We start from the raw sequence: 21,276 nt of genomic DNA, 5'->3' as shown, positions 1-21,276 counted from the left end.
AATAATGTAAAATACGTGCCAAAAAAATAACCGGACTTATAAAAAAATGTTAAATTTAAGAGAAGACTTCAAAATTTTCACCATCAAAACTGGCGAAAACCATAGTAGGATAGGAATCCTGATGAAAGATATTTCCATCCTTATCAATGGCAATAGCACCTGCAAACCCATCTATGGCTTTAAGCTCATCAAATGTTTTGATAAATGCCTGCTGAAGACTCATTCCATCTGTAACCCTTGTTACAATTTTTGTGGCAGTAGCATTGCTTACAATATCTTCTCCAACACCAGTACAACTTACCGCACAAAAAGCATTGGCATAATTTCCTGCCACTGTGGCAGAATCTGAAATCCTTCCCGGAATCTCAAAACCTTTTCCGCCTGTAGATGTAGCAACAGCCAGCTTTCCGTCTTGATCAATCGCTACACAGCCTACCGTTCCTTTACCTCCATTGGCCAATTTGGCTTCATACTCACTTCTTCTCTGAGGAATCTCTGTAGAAAAATTCTCAAAACCATGTTCCGTAGCATAGATTTTCGCACCGTGACCTCCCAAAACCCGGTCATCTTCTCCAATAAGATCTTTGGCCACAAAAACAGGATTCTTCACATCCTGGATATTGATGACTCCGCTTAGCTTTTGAGTTTCTCCATTCATAATAGCAGCACTCATACGGATAACACCATCGCTCTGGATCTGAGAACCGATTCCTGCATTGTACAGTGGATCGTCTTCCAATAATGATACAGCATAAGCAGCAGTATCAAAAGCCGAATGGGTCTTAAGATAATCAAATGCTTTTTGGGCAATCTCTTTTAAAGAATCCTGTTTTGCAGTTTTTACTTCATGGCTTTGGTCGCTTTCTGAGAAAAAACCTCCGTGGATAATGAGCTTCATAAATAAAGTTTAGTTTTTTTTATTGTTAATTTCTTTAGATACCATCAGCAGGTATTGAAGTTCTTTTAAAATGAACCCTCAATTCTTGACAAAGTTTTGAAATGCTTTCTACATTATGTTTTTCTACAATGATAAGTTGTAATTCATCAGAATAGCTGTCTGCAAGCTCAATAACTTCCAGTGGCGGATCTTCCTGATTAAGAATCGGCTGCAGCCATTTAAAATAATCACCTGCATATCGTATTCCTATGGGGAAATCTCCAATTAGGTTATTGAGACTTTCATCAATAAGTTCATGAATTTCATCTATTTTATCACCCCGGATTAGAAAATCAAAAAGTTCATTGGTCACCGAAAATTCAAATGCACCGTCTTCATTGCTTTCAATAACCCATTCTGCATCATTATCTTTTATATATTGGGCCGGGTTTACATAGCATAAAGAACAGTTTGAAATCATTTCTTCTTTATTTTCCACATCATAGCCTTCCAGAAGAAGGGTAATCAATTGTTCAATTTTTTCTTCCCTCATTTAGTTTTATTTTCAACTAAATTAAGAATTACTTTTGAGTTATTTATCCTGCGGTATCGGATTAAACTGAGAATTCTCAATAGTTAATTTCTTCGTGGTAAGATCATAGTGATCATTCATAGACATAACATGTACCGTTAAATTATCAATAGAAATAGGCTCACCAAGATTGATATTCGTAAGATTGGTATCTTTAATAAATCTTCCGTCTACCAGAATTACAAGACCTGAACCTACAGCTGTCATCACATCATTATGGATGAAAAGCCCTGTATCTTCTCCAAGTCCTATTCCCAGTGTTCTCGGATTGTTGACTACGGCCTGGAAAAGACGACCGATTCTGCCACGCTGTACAAAGTGTGTATCAATAATAACATTATCAATCAAACCTAATCCCTGGGTGGTTTTGATTTCTCCTTTTAAAAGTGCTTCAGAACTGCTTCCCTGGTAGATCATATTCTCGGATGCCGCTGCAGCTCCCGCAGAAGTTCCGGAATAGATGAAATCCTGTTCCTGATATTTTAATAGAATTGTATCATGAAATCTTGTTCCTCCAAGAATAGAAGTCAGTCTCAACTGATCTCCTCCGGTAAACATCATGACATCAGCAGCATTGGCTCTTGCTACCATCGCATCAGAGTTGGCTTCTTCACGGTTGTGAATATCCAGAACATTTACATTTTTAGCACCCAGAAATTCAAATGCCTTTTTGTATTCAGAACCTACGATCTGAGGTATTTGAGAGGCGGTTGTTACAATTTCAATAACAGAATCTTCCTTGAGTTTTGATTCGTTGATGATCTTCCTTAAGATCCCACGTTCAAAAAAATTAAGATTCTTTTCGATATTCTGATCATAATCGGTTTCTGCAAAACTTCCTTTGTTTACAGCTCCTCCGATAACTATTAATTTTCCAACAGGCTTCGTCATGGGTACAAAATTAAAAAATAATTAACATTCTTTGGCGAAATTCGTGCCATCTTTAATTGATTTTTAATGTTTTAAGAATGTTAATTGAAATTAATTGTTTTTTAACAAATCTTTAAATTTGCTATGGTTTTGTTTTGGGTTTTACATTATCTTTGGCTATGAAAGGAGTTATTGTTAACTGTTAAAATGCCAATAGACTATGAAAATCGAAAAGATTCAGGCACTACGCGGTCCAAACATCTGGAGCATCAGAAGAAAGAAGCTGATACAGATGAGGTTAGACTTAGAAGAAATGGAGAATTATCCTACCAATAAAATCGAAGGATTCAGGGAAAGGATTGAAAAATTAATACCCTCATTGATTACCCATCGATGCTCGGAAGGAGTGGAAGGTGGTTTTTTTCATAGAGTGGAAACAGGAACCTGGATGGGGCATGTTATAGAGCATATCGCTTTGGAAATACAGACCCTGGCAGGAATGGATGTGGGGTTTGGAAGAACCCGGGAAACAAAAACTCCTGGAGTGTATAATGTGGTTTTCAATTATATTGAAGAAAATGCGGGAATCTACGCTGCTGAAGAAGCTATGAAGATTGCAGAAGCCCTGATAGAAGGGAAGAATTATGATTTAAATACCTGTATTCATAAATTAAAAGAAATCCGAGAACGTGTCCGTCTTGGGCCTTCTACAGGAAGTATTGTAGAAGAAGCTGCTTCCAGAAGAATTCCTTGGATCAGATTGGGAACAAATTCTCTGGTACAGCTAGGTTATGGCGTAAATCAGCAAAGATTTCAGGCTACCATTACCGGAAAAACAAGTTCCATTGCCGTTGATATTGCATGTAATAAAGAATTAACCAAAAGAATGCTTCATGACGCTGCTATTCCGGTGCCGATTGGTGATTTGGTTGTAGACGAAGAAGGATTAAACGCGGTGATCAGAAAAATTGGTTATCCGATTGTTTTAAAACCTTTGGATGGAAATCATGGAAAAGGTTCTTCCATTAATGTCAACGAATGGGAATCTGCTAAAATAGGCCTGGAACATGCCCAAAAATATTCCAGAAAAGTAATTGTTGAAAAATATATCACAGGTTACGATTTTCGTATACTGGTGATTAATAATAAGATGGTGGCGGCAGCAAGAAGAGTTCCTGCTCATGTTGTAGGAGACGGTGAACTGAATCTTCAGCAGCTTATTGAAAAAGAAAACAAAGACCCAAGAAGAGGTTATGGTCATGAAAATGTCCTTACTGAGATTGAAGTAGATAAAGATACACTGGAACTTCTTGAAAAGCTTCAATATACGCTGGAAACCATTCCTCAAAGGGGAGAAGTGGTCTATCTGAAATCAACGGCGAATCTTTCAACCGGAGGAACATCCATTGATGTAACAGATATGGTGCATCCGGAAAATATCACAATGGCGGAAAGAATTTCCAAAATTATCGGATTGGATGTATGCGGTATTGATGTGATGGCGGAGAATTTAACTCAGCCTTTAAAAGAAAGTGGCGGAGCTATTATTGAAGTCAATGCAGCTCCTGGGTTCAGAATGCACCTGGCTCCAAGTGAAGGACTGCCAAGAAATGTTGCCGCACCGGTGGTAGATATGCTTTATCCGCAAGGGAAACCTTTTACCATTCCAATTATTGCCGTGACAGGAACTAACGGGAAAACAACAACTACAAGACTTATTTCACATATTGTAAAAAGCAATGGATACAGAGTAGGATTCACAACGTCGGACGGAATTTACATTCAAAATACGATGTTGTCAAAAGGAGATACAACAGGTCCGCTTTCTGCAGAATTTATCTTGAAAGACCCAACCGTAGAATTTGCAGTACTGGAAACTGCCAGAGGAGGAATTTTACGTTCCGGACTTGGCTTTTCACAATGTGATATCGGGGTTCTTACCAATATTGAGGAAGATCATCTGGGAATGAATGATGTTCACAGCTTAAGAGATCTTACCAAAGTAAAACGTGTCGTAATGGACAGTGTTAAGAAGAGTGGCTGGAGTGTACTGAATGCCGATAACATATATTCTATGAAGATCGTGAATGACCTTGATTCTAATGTGGCAATCTTCAGTATGGATGAAAATAACCCTCATATTGTAAAATTTGCGAAAGAAGGAAAGATCACCTGCGTGTATGAAGAAGGATTCGTCACTATTAAAAAAGGAGACTGGAAGATCAGAATAGGAAAAGCAAAAGATTTCCCGATTACGATGGAAGGAAAAGCCCGATTTATGATTGAAAACGTATTGGCGGCTAGTTTGGCAAGTTATCTTTATGGGTTTGGAATTGAAGATATCTCTAATTCTTTGAGAACTTTTATTCCAAGTGCTCAGCTTACGCCGGGAAGATTGAATGTCTTTAAATTTAAAAACTTTAAAGTACTGATCGATTTTGCTCATAATCCTTCAGGATACGAAGCCATTGAAGATTATCTTAAAAATGTAGAGTCTACAAAGAAAATTGGAATTATATCCGGTGTTGGAGACAGAAGAGATAACGATATCAGAGAATGCGGAAAGATTGCGGGAAGAATGTTTGATTATATTATCATCCGGAATGAAAAACATCTTCGAGGAAGAACGGAAGATGAAATTAACGGGTTGATTATTGATGGTATTAATGCTGCAGGCAGAGATGTCAGCTATGAGATTATCCCTAAAGAAATCGAAGCATTAAAACATGCTATGGGAATGGCTGAAGAAGGAACGTTTATCACAGCTTTAAGTGATGTTATTTCCAATGCTATTGATTTGGTACAGGAATACCAGGCCAAAGAGTTGCTGGAAGACAATAAGAATATTTAGTATTAAAAAAATAAAACCTCCGAAATATCGGAGGTTTGTTTTTATAAGCTTTCCCAGGTTTTCTTTATGTTCTGCATTTTCATCAGATAGAAATACAAAGGAATGAGTTCTAATCTAAGGGTAAAGCTGATCGTTGGAACAGTAAATGGGATAATTGCCATCATAATGAGACAAATGGCAATTCCTATGATTGCATCAACTATTGCAGTCTGTACTGCCCATTTTTGTTCAAACCAGAGTCCGTAAGCAACAATACCTTTGAACAGAAACAAAAAGCTGATCAAAAGCCCCGTCATTGAATAAGGATGATTAGCATTGATCCCATATATCGATAAGGAAACATGAGTCAGCAGAGAACCTGCAATCAATAAAATAGCAGATACTGCGCCTCCGATTAAAAAGATCCATAAGAAAATTTTAATCCACACGGGTAATAAGTTTCTTCTTCGTGTTAAACCGCTGTTGTCAAATTCTGCAAAAGCAGTCGACTTTTCTTCCATGTATTATTAGTTTTAAATTTTTTATCCAAAAAATGCATTCGAACTTCCGATCCAGATGGCATCCTTTTTATTGAAATCAACATTTACCATTGCGGCTTTAGTCATTCTCCCAAGATTTTCCAATAAAATAGGGCGTTCGTCATTTTCCCGCCAAATATACAACAAACGGATCTCTGCTTTTGAAAATTCTCCGTTGATATCTTCAAAAATGGGCTCATAATACACTTTTCTCTGTAAAATATAATTTTCCTTATCCTGAATAGCGTCTGTAATTTCCTTCGTAGGATTTAAATTAACACCACTTCCTGCGAATGAAAATAAAGGCTTCAATACAAAGTCTTCAAGATTTTCATTTTCCGGAAATTCATGTAGAAAATAACTCTTTGGAACAAACTGATGTTTTAATAAAGGCAAAAGAAATTTTGAAATTTTAAAGAACCAATTGGGGTGAGTGATCCATTTAACATCTACTTCTTCACGGAAATCAAATTCTGTATTAAGATCCGGAATATTATCCAACTCGTCGAATATAATACGGTTGTAAATTCTTTTGATTTCTACCAGATTTCCATTGTTTTCATAATACAGTTTTTTGCCTTCTTTCTTTACTTTGGTCAGACACACTGTTTTTATTCCTAATAATTGCTCTGTTAAAACAAAATCAATGGCTGTTTTTTGTTTTTCAGGGAAGATTTCAAGCAGGATTACATTTTCAGGATTTTCCTCACCTACAATAAGCTCCTTCAAATAGTTTTTAAAGGTTTCATGAGGCATAGGATTTCTGATTTCCGAAAGAAAAGGGTAAACTTCACAATAAGTTTCTTCATACACTTTCTGAAAAGCATACAAAGAAGGAAACGCCTGAAGTTCTATTAGCTGAGGTTCTATCGCTCCGTTTTCGCTTTTGCAGACTCCAAAATCTATCGTGAAAAAATGAGGCTGATCCGTATCATTGGGAACTCTGCAGTTATCAGGAACGGCTTTCCGAAGTGTTTCAGCAGATATTGCCTTAATCTGGCTGATAATACTTTCGCTGGCATCAATAAGCTTACTCTCAAATTCTTTAGTCAAAAAAATAGGGCTTTCTGAAACCCTGAAAGTAGGTGCTGTACCTCCTTTTTCTGCCAGTATATTTTTTAATTGATTGTACTTTTCATCCGAAAACTCCTTATTGTACTGTTTTCTGTATTTTGGAATCATATTTTTTTTCTTTTGTGATGTTAAAAAATCGAACATTTCTGCCCGATTGTTATATATAGTAAGGAGTTGGAAGCTGGGAGAGGGAAGTTCTTAACTATGAAAATATTTAGACTATCAGTTCATGAATAAAAGCATTTTCAGTAGTCTTAACTGAAAATAACTTCCAGCATCCTTCTTCCATCTTCCTGCCTTTTAAGCCAAAGTCTCAGCTTCTTTCAAAATGTTTTTTTTTGCAAACTGAAGGAATCTCGGAAGGATCTGATGTCTGGTCAGAATGATTTTATCCTCATCGTCTATTCTGTCGATCGTTTCAAGATATTTCTCCATACCGAAATTTTCGATCATAGCTTCTCTGTTTTTTTCATCTTTCAGATTTTCGATCAAAGATTCAGGATTAGCTTCAGGATGAAACTGTGTTCCGAATATTTCTTCTGAAAAGCGAACCGCCATTACCGCTCTTTCCAGATTGATATGAGGACGGAACTTCTCAATCGCCATGATAGTCATCCCAAGTTCTTCAAAACGGTCATGATCCGGCTCTATAAACTGGTACGCTCTTGAATCTACGGCATAAAAAGGATCCTGAAGATTTTTGAATAAAAACTCTTCTTTGCCTTCATCTGTTTTATGAACAGGCATTACTCCAAAGGAATAAGACTTTCTTTTACAGATATTACCAAGGTTCCAATGAATACTTGCCAGCTGGAATGAATGGCAGATAAGGAAAAGGTATTTTTTATCTTCACTATATTTATTATGCTCAAAAACAGAATCTAAAAAATGGGCAAATCTGTCTTCCCAGGCAAAACCTTCACGATGTGGATTTCCAGGACCGCCTGAAGAAATGAAAATATCAAAATCTCCGATCTCCGGCATTTCATCTTTAAATCTCACATCAAATGTCTTGATGACAACATTTTCTTCAGAGTTCTGCTGAAATGCTTCAGAAATTTCTTTAATGTTTCTAAAACCTTGATTCACATGATTGTTGTTCATGTCCAGCAGAGCAATTCGAATATCTTTCATTACATCATATTTTTTGTAAAGTTACCAAAAATATTATGAAGCAGTTTCACCATGTGTTATGCCATACTCTGTTTCAGAGATCATATAATCAACAACTTTCGTGAGATCCCCTGTTTCCTTAAAGATCTGAAGCTGCCTGTCTGCGCCGGTTCCGTTTTCCAGAATTTTCCAGGCATATTCCACTTCATGGCGGCATCCCAAATCGTCTACCACATCATCAATAAACTCTAAAAGTTCTTTCAATAAATGAGGATAAGGAACAGATTCTTCTTTTCCGAAATCGATCAGATGGGCTTCAATACCGCTTTTGGAAGCACGCCATTTATTTTCGTTCAACAGCAGTCTTCTATAACTTCTGAAGCTCAGATTTTGCTGATGAAGTTTATAGATTTTAGCAACAAGGCATTGCATAATGGCAGCAAGACATACCGTTTCATCAATTCTCAGTGGCATATCACAAATTCTGAATTCAATCGTAGGGTAGAACGGATGAACACGTAAATCCCACCATATTTTCTTGGCATTGTCGATGGTTCCTGTTTTCACAAGAAGATCTACATAACTGTCGAATTCTGCCAGAGAGTTAAAATAACTTGGGATACCGGTTCTCGGGAATTTCACAAAGATTTCCTGTCTGTAAGATTTAAATCCGGTGTATCTTCCAATCCAGAATGGCGAATTGGTAGAAAGAGCATACACGTGAGGAAGAAAGTAACGCATTACATTCTGAATTCTTACCCCTTCTTCACGATTAGGAATTCCAATGTGGACATGCAGTCCGAAAATAAGGTTTTCACGGGCTACATCTCCCATGTCGTCCACGATTTTGATGTATCTTTCTCCCTGTGTGATATTGTTATCTGACCAATGAGAGAATGGGTGAGTACCTCCTCCGGAAACGCGCAGCCCCTGTTCATGAGCGATGTTGATAAGATGACGTCTTAAATTCGTCAATTCTGCTCTGGCTTCCTGAATATTCTGGCAGATCCCTGTTTCCATTTCAATCATAGATTCGTGCATTTCGTGTTTTAAATTTTCACTTAAAACCGCTTTGCCGCCTTCGATGATTTTTGAAACGTGAGAAACCAGATCTCTGCTTTCTACATCAATGATCTGATATTCTTCTTCAATTCCAATAGTAAACTGATGATGCATTTTTTTTGTGTTTTTTATTTCTTTTCAATGTTATTTTATGGAATCTTTCACAAAGGTTCCCCAAGTAATATTAGGTTTCCCAGGAACATATTCTTTAGCTTTTTCTATAGCCAGTTTTGCAGCATGTTCTATAATCCATGCAAAATTTTCTTCTCCTACAGAATTTCGGTCTGCATCCGGAGCCGGGTTGCAAAAATCAATTGCATAAGGAATACCGTCTCTCACTGCAAATTCTACCGTATTGAAATCATATCCTAATGCTTCATTCATGGTAATGGTATAATCATGAATAGTTTTCAGTAGTTTTTCAAGTTCTTTACCTTCTGTCTGGTGCGTAGTAGCATATCTCAGATGAGGTGCATTTCTTGGTTCGTAAGGCATGATGTGAACATATTTTCTGCCCAAACAGTACACTCTGTAATAATCATCAAAGATTATTTCTTCCTGTACCATCATCACCAGCTGTTCCGTTTCGCCTAATTTGTTCCAAAGGTCATCCGGATTTTCTACTCTGTATACATTTTTCCAGCCACCGCCGTCGTGAGGTTTCATGTATGCCGGAAATCCTACATAATTAAAGATATATTCCCAGTCGTGTGGAAATTTCAGGTTTCTGAATGAAGTTTCAGAAGTGTTGTCTGGCCTTTCGTGTGACGGAAGCAGAACAGTCTTAGGAAGTGGGATTCCCAGTTTAGACATCAGGGCATTGTTGAAAAACTTCTCATCAGAACTCCACCAAAACGGATTGTTGATTACATAAGTGCCATTGAGTGCGGCATTTTTCAGGTATGCTCTGTAAAAGGGAACGTCCTGTGAAATTCTGTCGATGATTACCGCATACCCATAATCTGCACCCTGTTCTAATTTATCGATGGTAACGGGTTCAGCTATGATATCTCCACCTCCCAGTTCATTCACTTTATCTATAAATGCCCAGGGAAACGTGTCTTCCATACCGAAAAGAATTCCTACTTTTTTTGTCATAATTTTTGTTTTTTAAGATGGGTGTATATTTTTTTCTATTTGTCTTTTTTATTGTGTTTAAGAGAAAAATGTTCCTATAAAGGTTGGGAAGACCATTCTCCACAGTGGCCAGTCGTGCCCTATCCATTTTCTTTCGTCATACCAGAAATCGATTCCTTTCAGCCTTAAAATTTCTGACATTTCAACATTTTTTTCTTTGCAGATATCCTGATCAGAAGTACTGAGTACAATATGCATGTGTTTGTATTTCCAGGCTTCATCATTTCTTACAAATTCTCTGGGGCAGTTGAAATATACGATTTCATCAGAATAGCCATCCATGAAATTTCTTATGCTGAACGCTCCGGAAAGGCAAAACAGATGAGAAACCACATCAGGAAATCTGAAAGCAAAATTGGCAGCGTGATAGCCTCCAAAACTTGCTCCGGCTACTGCTACGCGATGGGTTTTATGAAGTTTCTGAATATAGGGAACAAATTCCTTGATCAGAAACTGTACATACCGTTCATAATTTCTTATTCTTTGCTGAGGAGATATTTTGTCATCATAAAAACTCCAGCTGTCAATGGTCTGAACATTGTAAAGCTTTACTTTTCCCTGTTCTATAAACCAGTTGATACTTCCGTTAAGATGAAAATCATGATTTTGAGTGTATTGTCCCTGGGAAGTAGGAAACATAATAATAGGGTGGCCGTAATGCCCGGTCACTTCTACCTTGAGACTTGTTCCCAATATATTTGAATAATATTCTGTATGTTCTATATGAGGCATTTTTCCTTGTTTAATTTTAATACTGTACTTCTATTTGATAAATTCAATTCCTCCAGGCTGATCTTTTTTCTAAAAGTTGAGTCAACGAACTGATAATATGTCTTGCCATTTTCCAGAACTTATACTCTCTAAATTACATTTTAGTATGGAATCTTCCGGCAGATTATATATTATGAATTCAATAACATTTTGAATATCAATGTTACTCTTTATTTTTAGGAACTCAGTTTGTTGCCTTTTGGAGGCAGAATGTTCAGCATATCTGCATGAATCATATCTGCAGCAGAATCCAGTCTGTCCTGCACAATGGAGGCATCTCCGGATTTGTAAACAATCCCGACATGATAATCTATCGGAAGGAATTTTACAACTTCTTCACATTCAAAATTACTGTAATCCGGTTCCTTATCTTTAATCAGCGCAACAATAAGCCCTGAGTAATATCCTGTAGGTGGTGAAATACTGTAATCATTTCTTCTCAGAAGTGCATCTTCAATTTTAGCCCATTCTCTCCAGATATTAATACCGCTTGAGGCCTCTACCAGGTCCGGAATATGAGCACCGCCAACCCTTGATGAGGTTTCAAGAAAATACCATTTTCCATCTTCTTTTCCTTGGATAAATTCTGTATGGGTGGCACCATTGATCAATCCGAAATTGGAAAGAACTCGGGCATTAATTTCTTCCAATGCCTTAAACTCCTCGGAATATCTTCCTAAAGTCTTAGATCTGAATACTCCGCCTTCATGGGAAACCTGCATAGGAGGAGCAAGGTATTTTGAGGCAGAAGTAAATACAATTTTTTTATTAAAAGTAAGGCTGTCCACATGGTAAACGTCTCCGGGCTTAAAACTTTCCAGTAAAAAAAGATGACGTTCTTCTCCCAGTGTCTCCAGTGCCTCATAAAGTTGTTCCTTGGAAGTTATTTTCTTGATTCCTGATGCTGAAGCTTCAGAGCGGGGTTTCAGTACCCATGGTGCAGGAACATGGTCTGTAAATTCATTGACTTCATGATCATTGAATACAGGTGTAAATTCGGGAACGCTGATCTCTGAATCTTTTGCTTTTTGGCGCATAGCCAGTTTATCCCTGAAATACCGGTGTGTAGTCTGTCCCATTCCCGGAATACGGAATGTTTCCCTGATTAATGCCGCTTTTTCTACGTCATAATCATCCAATGCTACTACAGCATCTACTTTTCTGGTTTTCATCAGGTGGGAAAATCCCTGAATCAGATGCTCCAGATTCCATACAGACGGCTTGAGTTCCGGCATATAAAATACCTCATCAATTGCATGCCAGGGCCAGTTTTTTTCCTTAAGATTTTCTGAGGTTACTAAGATGATTTTATTGCCGAGATTCTTCATTTCGTCCATAAAATCGTAGCCTTTGTAATAGCACGAAATACACACAATAGTTTTCTTCTCCATATAATGTTTTTTAATTTTTAGTGAATTTTCAAAAATAAAAGCATTTATTTATTGTTTTATTAATATTAAAAAATGCAATATCGTGCGTTTTTGAAAATTCACTAATCAATTATACAGAGTTTTTTTGTAAAAAACTAATTTTTAATGATAATTTTCAATTAAATCCACAAGGAGTTGAACCCCATAACCTGTTGCTGCTTTTTCCTTGGCGTAGCCTACATTCCCAAAGGCTACTCCTGCAATATCCAAATGTGCCCATTTAGGATGGTTTTCAATGAATTGCTCTAAGAATTTTGCTGCAATAATACAGTCTCCGATCGGTTTTAAGGAGATGTTTTTCATATCGGCTACATCAGACTGAATGTCGTCCTTCCACACATCCCATAAAGGAAGATTCCATACTCTCTGATTGGTTTGATCTCCGGTTTTTATCAGATTATTTTTCAGTTCCTCATTATTGGAGAACATCGCGGCACAGGTATCTCCAAACATGCGTACAGAGCTTCCTGTTAAAGTAGCCAGGTCAATCAGAAAGTCTGTTTTGTAGTTTTTGGAAAGGTAAGATAATCCGTCTGCAAGGATTAAACGGCCTTCGGCATCGGTATCAAGTACTTCAATGGTTTTTCCGTTGTAGGCTGTGATCACATCACTCGGAAGCAGGGCTTTTTCAGAAACAGCATTATCTGTAATAGGAAGAACAGCAATGATGTTCACAGGGAGCTGCATTTCTGCAGCATAAATTAAAGTACCCAAAACAGCTGTAGCACCTCCCATATCAGACTTCATATAATGCAGATTGGCAGAGCTTTTTATTGATATTCCTCCAGTATCAAACAAAATACATTTTCCTACCAATCCGAAAGTCTTGGCATTTTTAACCGTAGTTTTATATTCTAAAATAGTGAACGCAGCATCATAAGCACTTCCCTGATTGACCGATAGATAAGCACCCAATCCAAGCTCTTCACATTTCTTTCTGTTGAAAACGGTGTACTTCAACTCATGTTTTTTTGCCAGATTTTTAAGATATGCACTTAAAATATCCGGTTTTTTAAGATTGGCAGGTTTGTTGAGCCAGTCCTGACAGGCAGTCTGCCCGTTAATAAGGGCTTCGGTTTTTTGACTGATATGATCTAGTTTTTTCTGGCTTAAATTTTCAAAATGCAATTCAAATTTTACATTCCAGAAAACATGTTTCTTATCGAAAGGATAGTTGTACGTTCCTGCTAAAATTCCTTTTACAAATTCCTCAAACTGTTTTTCATTCATGAAATCTGCCAGAGCTAATGTAGGCACTGCCTGCAGTTTTTCTTTCTGTGTTTGTGAAAATTTTGCTGCAACCTGCTGGATTTCGAAATTCTGTAACGTAGATTTTCCTAATCCAATAAAATAGGTAATTCCTTCTTCATGAGCATTAATGAAAACTTCATACTTCTTTCCCGTAAAAAAAGTAGAAATGTTTTTATTGAAATTTTTACTGGATTTTGTCCATTCTTCCTCTGTAAATACGTGGAAGACCTGAGTGTAATTTTTGTTTTTTTTATTAATTAGTTTCATAAATAAATATTATATTTTTCTAAGATCATAGACAATCGTCGTCTTCATTTGTTCTTGTCTGTCCGAAAATCTTCTTCAGCAATTTTGCTGGCTTAGTTTTTAATGCTTTGTTGTTGTGGTTTTACTTCTACAGGGTTTTCAGTATTGTCGTAGAATAGCCATTCAATGGCCCTTGGAAACTCCTGTGACCAGTAAAATTCATTATGAGTGCCCTCAGGATTGATATTGGTCTTGAACTCAAAATCAAACAGCTTTTTCTCTTCCCATCTTTTCAGATATTCTTCAAAAATATGAATCCTTTTGACCATTTTAGATCCTTCCTGACCGCCTCCATAAAGATAAATTTTTGTTTTAAAAGGAACCCGGAAATTCATCATCGGGAAATTGTTATTGGGCTCAACCCACAGTGAAGGAGAGAATATCAATAATTTGGAATACACTTCAGGATAAAGAAATCCGCTGTATATACTGATGAGCGCCCCTAATGAGCTGCCCCCAATTCCGGTATTGTCACGGTCTTTTTTTGTTCTGTAATTTTCATCCACAAAAGGTTTTAAAGTATCTGCAATAAAACGGATGTATTTTTTTCCCTCAGAACCATTGGCTACATGATCATTATCGAAAATATATTCTTTAATTCTTTCCTCGCTGCCATGTTCTATAGCAATGATGATAAGGTCACCACGGCCATATTCTGCAAGGATAGACAGCTTCTTATCAATTTCCCAGTTTCCGAAGCCGCTTCCTTCATTGAATAAGTTCTGGGCATCCTGAAGATATAAAACAGGATATCGCTTATCCGTTGTGTGATAATCGTAGGGAAGCAGTGCCCAAACTTTACGGTGGCGGTCAAGCTGCGGAATATAAAAATTTTCGGAAATTATTTCAGCAATGGGATAATATTCTTCTTTGAACGGTCCCCAGTTTAATCTCCATTTTTTTACAGTATCCGAAGTTTTGCCAGCTGCTTTTTTTACTTTCCGGTTGGGAGTGATATTTCCATATTCATCCAGCTCCACATTCTCCCAGCCTCCCTTTGTGAATTTATAGTCAATTTCTTCGGCAAGTATCTGGTCTTCAATTTCTATAAAATAATTGGAGGGATCTGTTTGTTGGAGCTGGAAATTGTAATCTTTAGGATTCCAGCTGTTGAAATTTCCGGTGATAAATACCGGTCTGTCGTCTTTTTCTTCTGTATAAAGTTCAAACCTCATCGTATGTGTTTAATAAAAATAGTGATGCTAAATTTAAAAAAAAGATTGTTTTGAAATCATAAAAATGTGAGGTAAAAAATGATATATTTGATAGAAAGACAAAACACGAAATGATATTGATAATTATTTGATGAATAATTAATCGCTATTGTCAGTATTTTTCGTAGTTTCAGGGAAATTATAAATATAAACTGATCTTGATGAATTCTGTTAAAACCTACACGCTTTTCACCGATCATGATGTGTATCTTTTCAAAGAAGGTAGACATTATAAGCTGTATGGTAAATTTGGAGCACATTCTGCTGAAAAAGATGGCGTGAAGGGCGTGTACTTTTCAGTGTGGGCACCCAATGCAAAGAAAGTTTCCGTTATTGGAAATTTTAATAACTGGAATCATAAAGATCACATTTTGTTTCCAAGATGGGACGGATCTGGAATTTGGGAAGGATTTATTGAAGGCTTAACCTGGGGAACATTATATAAATATGCCATTGAAACACCAAGAGGCGAGATTCTGGAAAAAAGCGATCCTTATGCGGTAAGCTGGGAACAGAATATTCAGGCAGCTTCTTTGGTTTCCACCACCTGGTATGAATGGAATGACAAGGAATGGATGGATAGCCGCTGGGAAAAAAACAGGCTGGAAGCTCCTATATCAGTGTATGAACTGCACCTTGGCTCATGGGTGAGGGAAGGTGATAATCCTGGACAGTTTTTAAATTACCGGGATATTGCAGAAAAGCTGGTCCCTTATATCAGAGAAATGGGGTTTACCCACGTAGAGTTCATGCCTGTAATGGAGTATCCGTACGATCCAAGCTGGGGATATCAGATTACCGGTTTTTACGCGGCGACTTCACGCTTCGGTTCACCACAGGATCTGATGTTTCTCATTGATGAACTTCATAAAAATAATATAGGCGTTATTCTGGATTGGGTTCCGTCTCATTTTCCCGGAGATGCTAATGGTCTTCACCGCTTCGACGGTTCCTATCTTTATGAACATGAAGATCCGAGAAAAGGTTTTCATCCTGATTGGAAGTCACATATTTTCAACTACGGGAGAAATGAAGTGAAATCTTTTCTGATCTCTAATGCCATGTTCTGGCTGGACCGCTACCATGCTGATGGATTGCGTGTAGATGCCGTAACTTCAATGCTGCATCTGGATTATTCAAGAAATGAGGGCGAATGGGAACCGAACATCTATGGAACCAATGTAAATCTGGAAGCGAAAACATTTCTGCAGGAATTTAATACTGCAGTGTATAAGGAATTCGGAAATAATATAATGACCATAGCAGAGGAAAGCTCAGATTTTCCCATGCTTACAAAACCTGTTCATGACGGAGGTGTAGGCTTTGGAATGAAATGGATGATGGGCTGGATGCATGATACGCTGGATTATTTTAAAGAAGATTTTCCTAACCGTAAATTCCATCACCATAAACTGACGTTTGCTTCTATGTATATGTATAATGAAAATTATATGATGCCTTTGTCACACGATGAAGTGGTACACGGAAAAGCAAGTCTGATCTATAAAATGAAAGGGGACGAATGGCAGAAATTTGCCAATCTGCGGGCCTTATATGTATATATGTATACCCATCCCGGAGCCAAACTGCTTTTCATGGGGGATGAATTCGGGCAGACCAGTGAATGGAACTTTACCAGAAGCCTGGACTGGCATTTGCTGAAATATCCTGTTCATAAAGGAATGCAGGAAATCGTTAAGGAACTGAATCACCTGTATACATCAGACTCTGCCTTTTATGAAAACCAGTTTGATAAACATGGTTTTGAATGGGTAGAAGCAGATGATCTGGAAAACTCAGTGTATATATACCTGAGAAAAGGAAAACGGAAAGATGATGTGGCTATGGTAGCTTTGAACCTGGCACCAAAAGTACTGGATTATAAAATAGGGATTCCTGCAGGAACTCATTGGGAGGTTGTTTTAAATTCTGATGATGAAAAATACAGCGGAAGCGGAGTAGAACCTGAAATACTGGAAGAGAAGCATGAAGAATGGCGGGGATACCCGAAATCAATGACTGTAAAACTACCGCCCTTGGCAGGAATTATTTTAAGACAGAAGAAAGATAAAAAGTATAAATTACACAGAATTAAACACAAGAGATAAAGAATGGTTGTTTATCATTTAAGTACAGAATGTTATCCTGTAGCAAAAGTAGGCGGTCTTGCGGATGTAGTAGGAGCGCTGCCAAAATATCAGAATAAAATAAAAGGAGTAGAAGCTAAAGTAGTAATACCATGGTACAACAAGCCCTTTATATATGATCATGAATTTGATTTGGTTTTTGATGGATTTATTCATCAGGGAATCAATATGCTGCAGGTTCAGGTGTTGAAAGAAAAGACAAACGCTCTGGGGTTTGAACTGTATATGGTGAGAATCCCCGGATTATTAGACAGAGACAATCCTTATGGATATCAGGACGAAAGTTTCCAGTTTATGGCCTTCCAGCATGGAGTGTTACACTGGCTGTGTGCCATGGAAATTCGTCCAGATGTTTTACATTGTCATGATTATCACACCGGACTGGTTCCCTTTATGGTAGAACACTGCCGGGAATTTGAATTTTTAAAAGGAGTGAAAACAATAGGAACTATCCACAACGGAGAATATCAGGGAACGATGAGCTGGGGGATGGCGCACTATATGCCGTCTTTTGATTCTTATAAATGGGGACTGATGGATTGGAACGGATTCATGAATCCTCTGGCCAGTATGATTAAATGTGCTGATGCCTTTACCACCGTTTCAGAAGGATATCTGGAAGAACTTTTTATAAGTTTCCGCGGATTGGAAAGCCTTGTTCGCCAGGAATTTGGAAAAGCATACGGAATTATCAATGGTATCGACACTGAAGTCTGGAATCCGGAAACCGATCCGATGCTGGACTTTAATTTTAACAGTAAAAATGCAGTTGCTCAAAAGAAGAAAAATAAACAACAACTCTGCAAAGAATACGGATTGAAGCCGGAACTGCCTTTATTTGCCTTTATTGGAAGGTTTGCTACAGAAAAAGGAGCCGATTTTTTACCGGATGTAGTATGGAAAAGCATTAAACAAAGTTACGGAGCTTTAAATATTATGATTCTCGGGTCTGGAAATACCTATATTGAGAATAAGTTAAAGGAATACGATTATACCTATACCAACTTTGCTCTGGATCTGGGATATAAAGAACATCTTTCCCATAAGATCTACGCATCGGCAGATTTCCTTCTGATGCCTTCAAGAGTAGAGCCTTGCGGATTGAATCAAATGTATTCCATGAGATACGGAACTGTTCCTGTAGTAAGATATACGGGAGGGCTCAGAGATACCGTAGAAGATATCTCAACCGGAGGTGCAGGGCTTAACTTTACTTATCCTGGCGTAGATGATATTGTACATGCGATGAACAGGGCGCTGGGCATTTATAACCAAAAAGGAGTGATGGAAGATCTTATTCATGCCAACATGAATTTTGACTTTGCATGGGAGAAATCTGCAGAAAAATACATAGCTTTATATAATAGCTGATACAATAAAAATAAAGAATGTTTTAAAGTAGCGGTGAACACTAAGAACAAAACAATAAACTCAATAAAAAACGCAAGATATTTATGAATCGAAATGTAATCTCCATAGTTTTAGGAGGAGGCAGGGGAACAAGATTATTCCCGTTAACATATTCCAGATCAAAACCGGCTGTGCCTATCGCGGGAAAATACAGGTTGGTAGATATTCCTATTTCAAACTGCCTGAATTCTGGATTAAATAAGATTCTGGTTTTAACGCAGTTTAATTCTGCTTCTCTCAATTCACATATTAAGAATTCTTATCACTTTGATATTTTCAGCAAAGGCTTTGTCGATATTCTGGCAGCTGAACAGAATGTAGAAAATGAAAGCTGGTATCAGGGAACTGCAGATGCCGTAAGACAATCGATGAAACATCTTGAAAAATATGATTATGACTATATCCTGATTCTTTCAGGAGATCAGCTGTATCAGATGGATTTCAGGGAAATGCTTGATTTCCACATTGAAAATGGAGGCGATCTTACTATTGCTACAATCCCTGTCAATGCAAAAGATGCCACAGGTTTTGGGATCTTAAAATCAGATGATGAAGGAAATATCACCTCTTTCTATGAAAAGCCGGATTATGATATGCTGGAAGGTCTGAAATCTGAGGTTTCAGCAGAAAATAAACATACAGGAAAAGAGTTCCTGGCTTCCATGGGAATCTATATTTTCACCAAGACTATCCTAAAAAAAATGTTTGATGAAGGAGCTGGTGATGATTTCGGAAAAGATATCATTCCGAGCTCTATTGGAAAATACAAGACACTAAGCTATCAGTATGAAGGATACTGGACAGATATCGGAACTATAGAATCTTTCTACGAAGCGAATCTGGATCTTTGTCTGGATCTGCCGCAGTTTAACCTTTTCTCTTCTTCACCCATTTATACCAGAGCAAGGATGCTTCCTCCGTCAAAAATCAACGGTTCTTATGTAAGTAAGGCTGTGTTTGGTGACGGATGTATCATTATGGCTGATAAAATTGAAAATTCAGTAATCGGGAACAGAACAAGAATAGACAAAGGAAGCACCATCGTAAATTCCTATGTGATGGGAGCCGATTTTTACCAGAATACCACAGAAATTGTGCTGAATGACAGAGCTGGCCGCCCTAATATGGGAATCGGGAAATATTGTTATATAGAAAAAGCAATCCTTGATAAAAACTGTTACATCGGTGACAATGTGAAAATCATCGGAGGAAAACATATCCCGGATGGCGACTATGGAACTTATTCCGTACAGGATGGGATTGTTGTAGTGAAGAAAGGCGCTGTAATTGCTCCGGGAACACATGTCGGATAATAGAAAGGAAGCTGGAAGATATTAAGCTGATGTAGAACCAGTAATCTTATCATATAAAATTCATGTTTATAAGGTAAGGTCGAATGTTTTTAATCAAAAAATGATTAGTAATTATCCACGGAATAGTAACCTCTAGCTTCTCTCACCCAGCTTCCAGCCTTTAACCAGATTAATTATTGTTAAACATACAATCAGAGTGATCAGCATATTGTTCACTCTTTTTATTTATACTATTTTTGTGCGATGCGTATTTTTAAGATATTAACTTTTATCGTTGTTTTGTTGGGGGGAGCTTATGCTGCTTCCATGTACTATTTTGTGGACGAAAGTAAAAATTTCACCATTGAAAAAGAGATTGATTATCCGGTAGATAAGGTATTTACCCAGTTTAATAATCTGCAGAACTTTACAAGATGGAACAACTTTTTTACCAGTTCACAATCTATCGATATTGATTACTATACGCCTTATGAAGGACAGGGAAGTGCCATCAGTTATGTAGATGCTAAAAATAATACCGATGGAGAAATGTTCATCCGGTATGAGAACCTTAATAAAACATTGAAATATCAGCTTTTTGAGGATGAAAATGAAAATCCAACGCTGGTTGATGTTAAATTTAAGCCTGTTTCTGCAGAAAAAACAAAAATAATCTGGTACGTACATACACCTAAACTGGCTGTCTGGAAAAGAGTAGAAAACTTCTGGACTGAAGACCGTTTTGCTGAAAATATCGACAAAAGCATGACGAATCTTAAAAATTCTTTAGGAAATAAAGTAGAAAAAGACAATCAGATGGCAGCAATCAAATATGACAGCCTGATGGTGGAAAATGAAGAAGACAAACTGCTGCTTGGGATCAATGTAAGTACTTCAAATAAGAAAGACGCGCTCTACAAAAATATCGTGATGAATTATAACAAAGCTTATAACTTTGTGACGATGGATATGGGAAAAAGAGATGATGAATTTGGATATCCCATCCTGATCACTGACGCGGACAATTATAAAGATAAAGAAGTTTCTTATTTTCTGGGAATTCCGCTTTCTAAGAAAATTGGAGTGTCTGACAATAATTTCAATTTCAGATCTGTAAATCCGTCTCAAAATTACGTAATCTACTATAAAGGGAACTATGAAGGACGAATTCGGGCAATTCAGCAGCTGATTCAGAAAGCCAAAAAAGACGAGATGCGCTTCGGGGATATCCGTCAGACCTTTATTGAACGTCCGATGGAAGGACAGGACGTGAACATGAAGCTCTCATTATCAGTGTATAAGTGATTTTTATTTATTTATTTTTTTCTTAAGTTTTTTTAACGGTTTCAGACTGTTCTAAC

The 21,276-nt window shown here is 37.4% G+C and carries 17 protein-coding genes; 5 read left to right on the top strand and 12 right to left on the bottom strand.

What is annotated here, in order from left to right; all coding sequences use genetic code 11:
- Nucleotides 1-55: 55 nt before the first annotated feature.
- The 3 genes from CHRYMOREF3P_RS03690 to CHRYMOREF3P_RS03680 are packed head-to-tail and all read right to left on the bottom strand — an operon-like array spanning nt 56 to nt 2,360.
- Nucleotides 56-898: an isoaspartyl peptidase/L-asparaginase gene (locus tag CHRYMOREF3P_RS03690; RefSeq protein WP_077416875.1), complete on the bottom strand. Its 843-nt coding sequence runs from the start codon at nt 896-898 to the stop codon at nt 56-58.
- Between the two features lie 34 nt (nt 899-932).
- The gene (locus tag CHRYMOREF3P_RS03685) at nt 933-1,430 is read right to left on the bottom strand and encodes a hypothetical protein (RefSeq protein ID WP_180563879.1); all 498 of its coding nucleotides are present in this window, start codon (nt 1,428-1,430) and stop codon (nt 933-935) included.
- Nucleotides 1,431-1,469: 39 nt separating this feature from the next.
- Complete coding sequence (locus tag CHRYMOREF3P_RS03680) at nt 1,470-2,360, bottom strand: cyanophycinase (protein WP_077416879.1); 891 nt, start codon at nt 2,358-2,360, stop codon at nt 1,470-1,472.
- A 199-nt stretch (nt 2,361-2,559) separates the two neighbouring features.
- Here CHRYMOREF3P_RS03680 and cphA point away from each other — a divergent pair, with 199 nt between their 5' ends.
- Complete coding sequence (gene cphA, locus CHRYMOREF3P_RS03675) at nt 2,560-5,190, top strand: cyanophycin synthetase (RefSeq protein WP_180563878.1); 2,631 nt, start codon at nt 2,560-2,562, stop codon at nt 5,188-5,190.
- A gap of 41 nt (nt 5,191-5,231) precedes the next feature.
- On the opposite strand, the gene CHRYMOREF3P_RS03670 is transcribed toward cphA, so the two are convergent.
- The 9 genes from CHRYMOREF3P_RS03670 to CHRYMOREF3P_RS03630 form a co-directional block, all read right to left on the bottom strand.
- Nucleotides 5,232-5,690: a hypothetical protein gene (locus CHRYMOREF3P_RS03670; protein ID WP_180563877.1), complete on the bottom strand. Its 459-nt coding sequence runs from the start codon at nt 5,688-5,690 to the stop codon at nt 5,232-5,234.
- Between the two features lie 21 nt (nt 5,691-5,711).
- Complete coding sequence (locus CHRYMOREF3P_RS03665) at nt 5,712-6,890, bottom strand: hypothetical protein (protein ID WP_180563876.1); 1,179 nt, start codon at nt 6,888-6,890, stop codon at nt 5,712-5,714.
- Nucleotides 6,891-7,082: 192 nt separating this feature from the next.
- Entirely contained in the window at nt 7,083-7,916 is an 834-nt protein-coding gene (locus CHRYMOREF3P_RS03660; protein ID WP_180563875.1) for a type 1 glutamine amidotransferase, read from the bottom strand.
- A 33-nt stretch (nt 7,917-7,949) separates the two neighbouring features.
- Nucleotides 7,950-9,071, bottom strand: coding sequence for a carboxylate-amine ligase (locus CHRYMOREF3P_RS03655; RefSeq protein ID WP_047385313.1), 1,122 nt, complete (start codon nt 9,069-9,071; stop codon nt 7,950-7,952).
- A 30-nt stretch (nt 9,072-9,101) separates the two neighbouring features.
- A complete protein-coding gene (locus CHRYMOREF3P_RS03650) occupies nt 9,102-10,055 on the bottom strand; it encodes a RimK family alpha-L-glutamate ligase (protein WP_077416888.1) in 954 nt (317 codons plus the stop codon).
- Nucleotides 10,056-10,112: 57 nt separating this feature from the next.
- A complete protein-coding gene (locus CHRYMOREF3P_RS03645) occupies nt 10,113-10,826 on the bottom strand; it encodes an alpha/beta hydrolase-fold protein (protein WP_077416890.1) in 714 nt (237 codons plus the stop codon).
- 215 nt (nt 10,827-11,041) lie between these two features.
- Complete coding sequence (locus CHRYMOREF3P_RS03640) at nt 11,042-12,256, bottom strand: acetyl-CoA carboxylase biotin carboxylase subunit family protein (RefSeq protein WP_077416892.1); 1,215 nt, start codon at nt 12,254-12,256, stop codon at nt 11,042-11,044.
- A 141-nt stretch (nt 12,257-12,397) separates the two neighbouring features.
- Nucleotides 12,398-13,813: a leucyl aminopeptidase family protein gene (locus CHRYMOREF3P_RS03635; RefSeq protein WP_180563874.1), complete on the bottom strand. Its 1,416-nt coding sequence runs from the start codon at nt 13,811-13,813 to the stop codon at nt 12,398-12,400.
- Between the two features lie 92 nt (nt 13,814-13,905).
- Nucleotides 13,906-15,027, bottom strand: coding sequence for an alpha/beta hydrolase-fold protein (locus CHRYMOREF3P_RS03630; RefSeq protein ID WP_077416896.1), 1,122 nt, complete (start codon nt 15,025-15,027; stop codon nt 13,906-13,908).
- A gap of 200 nt (nt 15,028-15,227) precedes the next feature.
- Here CHRYMOREF3P_RS03630 and glgB point away from each other — a divergent pair, with 200 nt between their 5' ends.
- The 4 genes from glgB to CHRYMOREF3P_RS03610 all read left to right on the top strand — a co-directional run bounded on the left by glgB (nt 15,228) and on the right by CHRYMOREF3P_RS03610 (nt 21,220).
- Nucleotides 15,228-17,174 (top strand): 1,4-alpha-glucan branching protein GlgB, encoded by a 1,947-nt coding sequence (gene glgB / locus CHRYMOREF3P_RS03625; RefSeq protein WP_077416898.1) that lies wholly within the window; start codon nt 15,228-15,230, stop codon nt 17,172-17,174.
- A 3-nt stretch (nt 17,175-17,177) separates the two neighbouring features.
- Nucleotides 17,178-18,584 carry a glycogen synthase gene (locus CHRYMOREF3P_RS03620; RefSeq protein ID WP_180563873.1) on the top strand — a complete coding sequence of 469 codons (1,407 nt, stop codon included), beginning with the start codon at nt 17,178-17,180 and terminating at the stop codon, nt 18,582-18,584.
- 83 nt (nt 18,585-18,667) lie between these two features.
- Nucleotides 18,668-19,936: a glucose-1-phosphate adenylyltransferase gene (locus tag CHRYMOREF3P_RS03615; protein ID WP_047385305.1), complete on the top strand. Its 1,269-nt coding sequence runs from the start codon at nt 18,668-18,670 to the stop codon at nt 19,934-19,936.
- 243 nt (nt 19,937-20,179) lie between these two features.
- On the top strand, nt 20,180-21,220 hold the full coding sequence (locus tag CHRYMOREF3P_RS03610) for an SRPBCC domain-containing protein (RefSeq protein ID WP_077416902.1): 1,041 nt from the start codon (nt 20,180-20,182) through the stop codon (nt 21,218-21,220).
- Nucleotides 21,221-21,276: the final 56 nt, after the last annotated feature.

Source organism: Chryseobacterium sp. JV274, assembly GCF_903969135.1.
GTDB lineage: Bacteria > Bacteroidota > Bacteroidia > Flavobacteriales > Weeksellaceae > Chryseobacterium.
The sequence above is the reverse complement of the archived record's forward strand: the minus strand, read 5'-3'. Positions and strand labels throughout refer to the sequence as shown.

Excerpts from the sequence above, each read along its gene's own strand:
- cphA (WP_180563878.1), top strand. The coding sequence starts at position 2,560 with ATGAAAATCGAAAAGATTCAGGCACTACGCGGTCCAAACATCTGGAGC.
- CHRYMOREF3P_RS03660 (WP_180563875.1), bottom strand. The coding sequence starts at position 7,916 with ATGAAAGATATTCGAATTGCTCTGCTGGACATGAACAACAATCATGTG.
- CHRYMOREF3P_RS03650 (WP_077416888.1), bottom strand. The coding sequence starts at position 10,055 with ATGACAAAAAAAGTAGGAATTCTTTTCGGTATGGAAGACACGTTTCCC.
- CHRYMOREF3P_RS03665 (WP_180563876.1), bottom strand. The coding sequence starts at position 6,890 with ATGATTCCAAAATACAGAAAACAGTACAATAAGGAGTTTTCGGATGAA.
- CHRYMOREF3P_RS03680 (WP_077416879.1), bottom strand. The coding sequence starts at position 2,360 with ATGACGAAGCCTGTTGGAAAATTAATAGTTATCGGAGGAGCTGTAAAC.
- CHRYMOREF3P_RS03655 (WP_047385313.1), bottom strand. The coding sequence starts at position 9,071 with ATGCATCATCAGTTTACTATTGGAATTGAAGAAGAATATCAGATCATT.
- CHRYMOREF3P_RS03610 (WP_077416902.1), top strand. The coding sequence starts at position 20,180 with ATGCGTATTTTTAAGATATTAACTTTTATCGTTGTTTTGTTGGGGGGA.
- CHRYMOREF3P_RS03640 (WP_077416892.1), bottom strand. The coding sequence starts at position 12,256 with ATGGAGAAGAAAACTATTGTGTGTATTTCGTGCTATTACAAAGGCTAC.
- CHRYMOREF3P_RS03645 (WP_077416890.1), bottom strand. The coding sequence starts at position 10,826 with ATGCCTCATATAGAACATACAGAATATTATTCAAATATATTGGGAACA.
- CHRYMOREF3P_RS03615 (WP_047385305.1), top strand. The coding sequence starts at position 18,668 with ATGAATCGAAATGTAATCTCCATAGTTTTAGGAGGAGGCAGGGGAACA.
- CHRYMOREF3P_RS03635 (WP_180563874.1), bottom strand. The coding sequence starts at position 13,813 with ATGAAACTAATTAATAAAAAAAACAAAAATTACACTCAGGTCTTCCAC.
- CHRYMOREF3P_RS03620 (WP_180563873.1), top strand. The coding sequence starts at position 17,178 with ATGGTTGTTTATCATTTAAGTACAGAATGTTATCCTGTAGCAAAAGTA.
- CHRYMOREF3P_RS03690 (WP_077416875.1), bottom strand. The coding sequence starts at position 898 with ATGAAGCTCATTATCCACGGAGGTTTTTTCTCAGAAAGCGACCAAAGC.
- CHRYMOREF3P_RS03630 (WP_077416896.1), bottom strand. The coding sequence starts at position 15,027 with ATGAGGTTTGAACTTTATACAGAAGAAAAAGACGACAGACCGGTATTT.
- glgB (WP_077416898.1), top strand. The coding sequence starts at position 15,228 with ATGAATTCTGTTAAAACCTACACGCTTTTCACCGATCATGATGTGTAT.
- CHRYMOREF3P_RS03670 (WP_180563877.1), bottom strand. The coding sequence starts at position 5,690 with ATGGAAGAAAAGTCGACTGCTTTTGCAGAATTTGACAACAGCGGTTTA.
- CHRYMOREF3P_RS03685 (WP_180563879.1), bottom strand. The coding sequence starts at position 1,430 with ATGAGGGAAGAAAAAATTGAACAATTGATTACCCTTCTTCTGGAAGGC.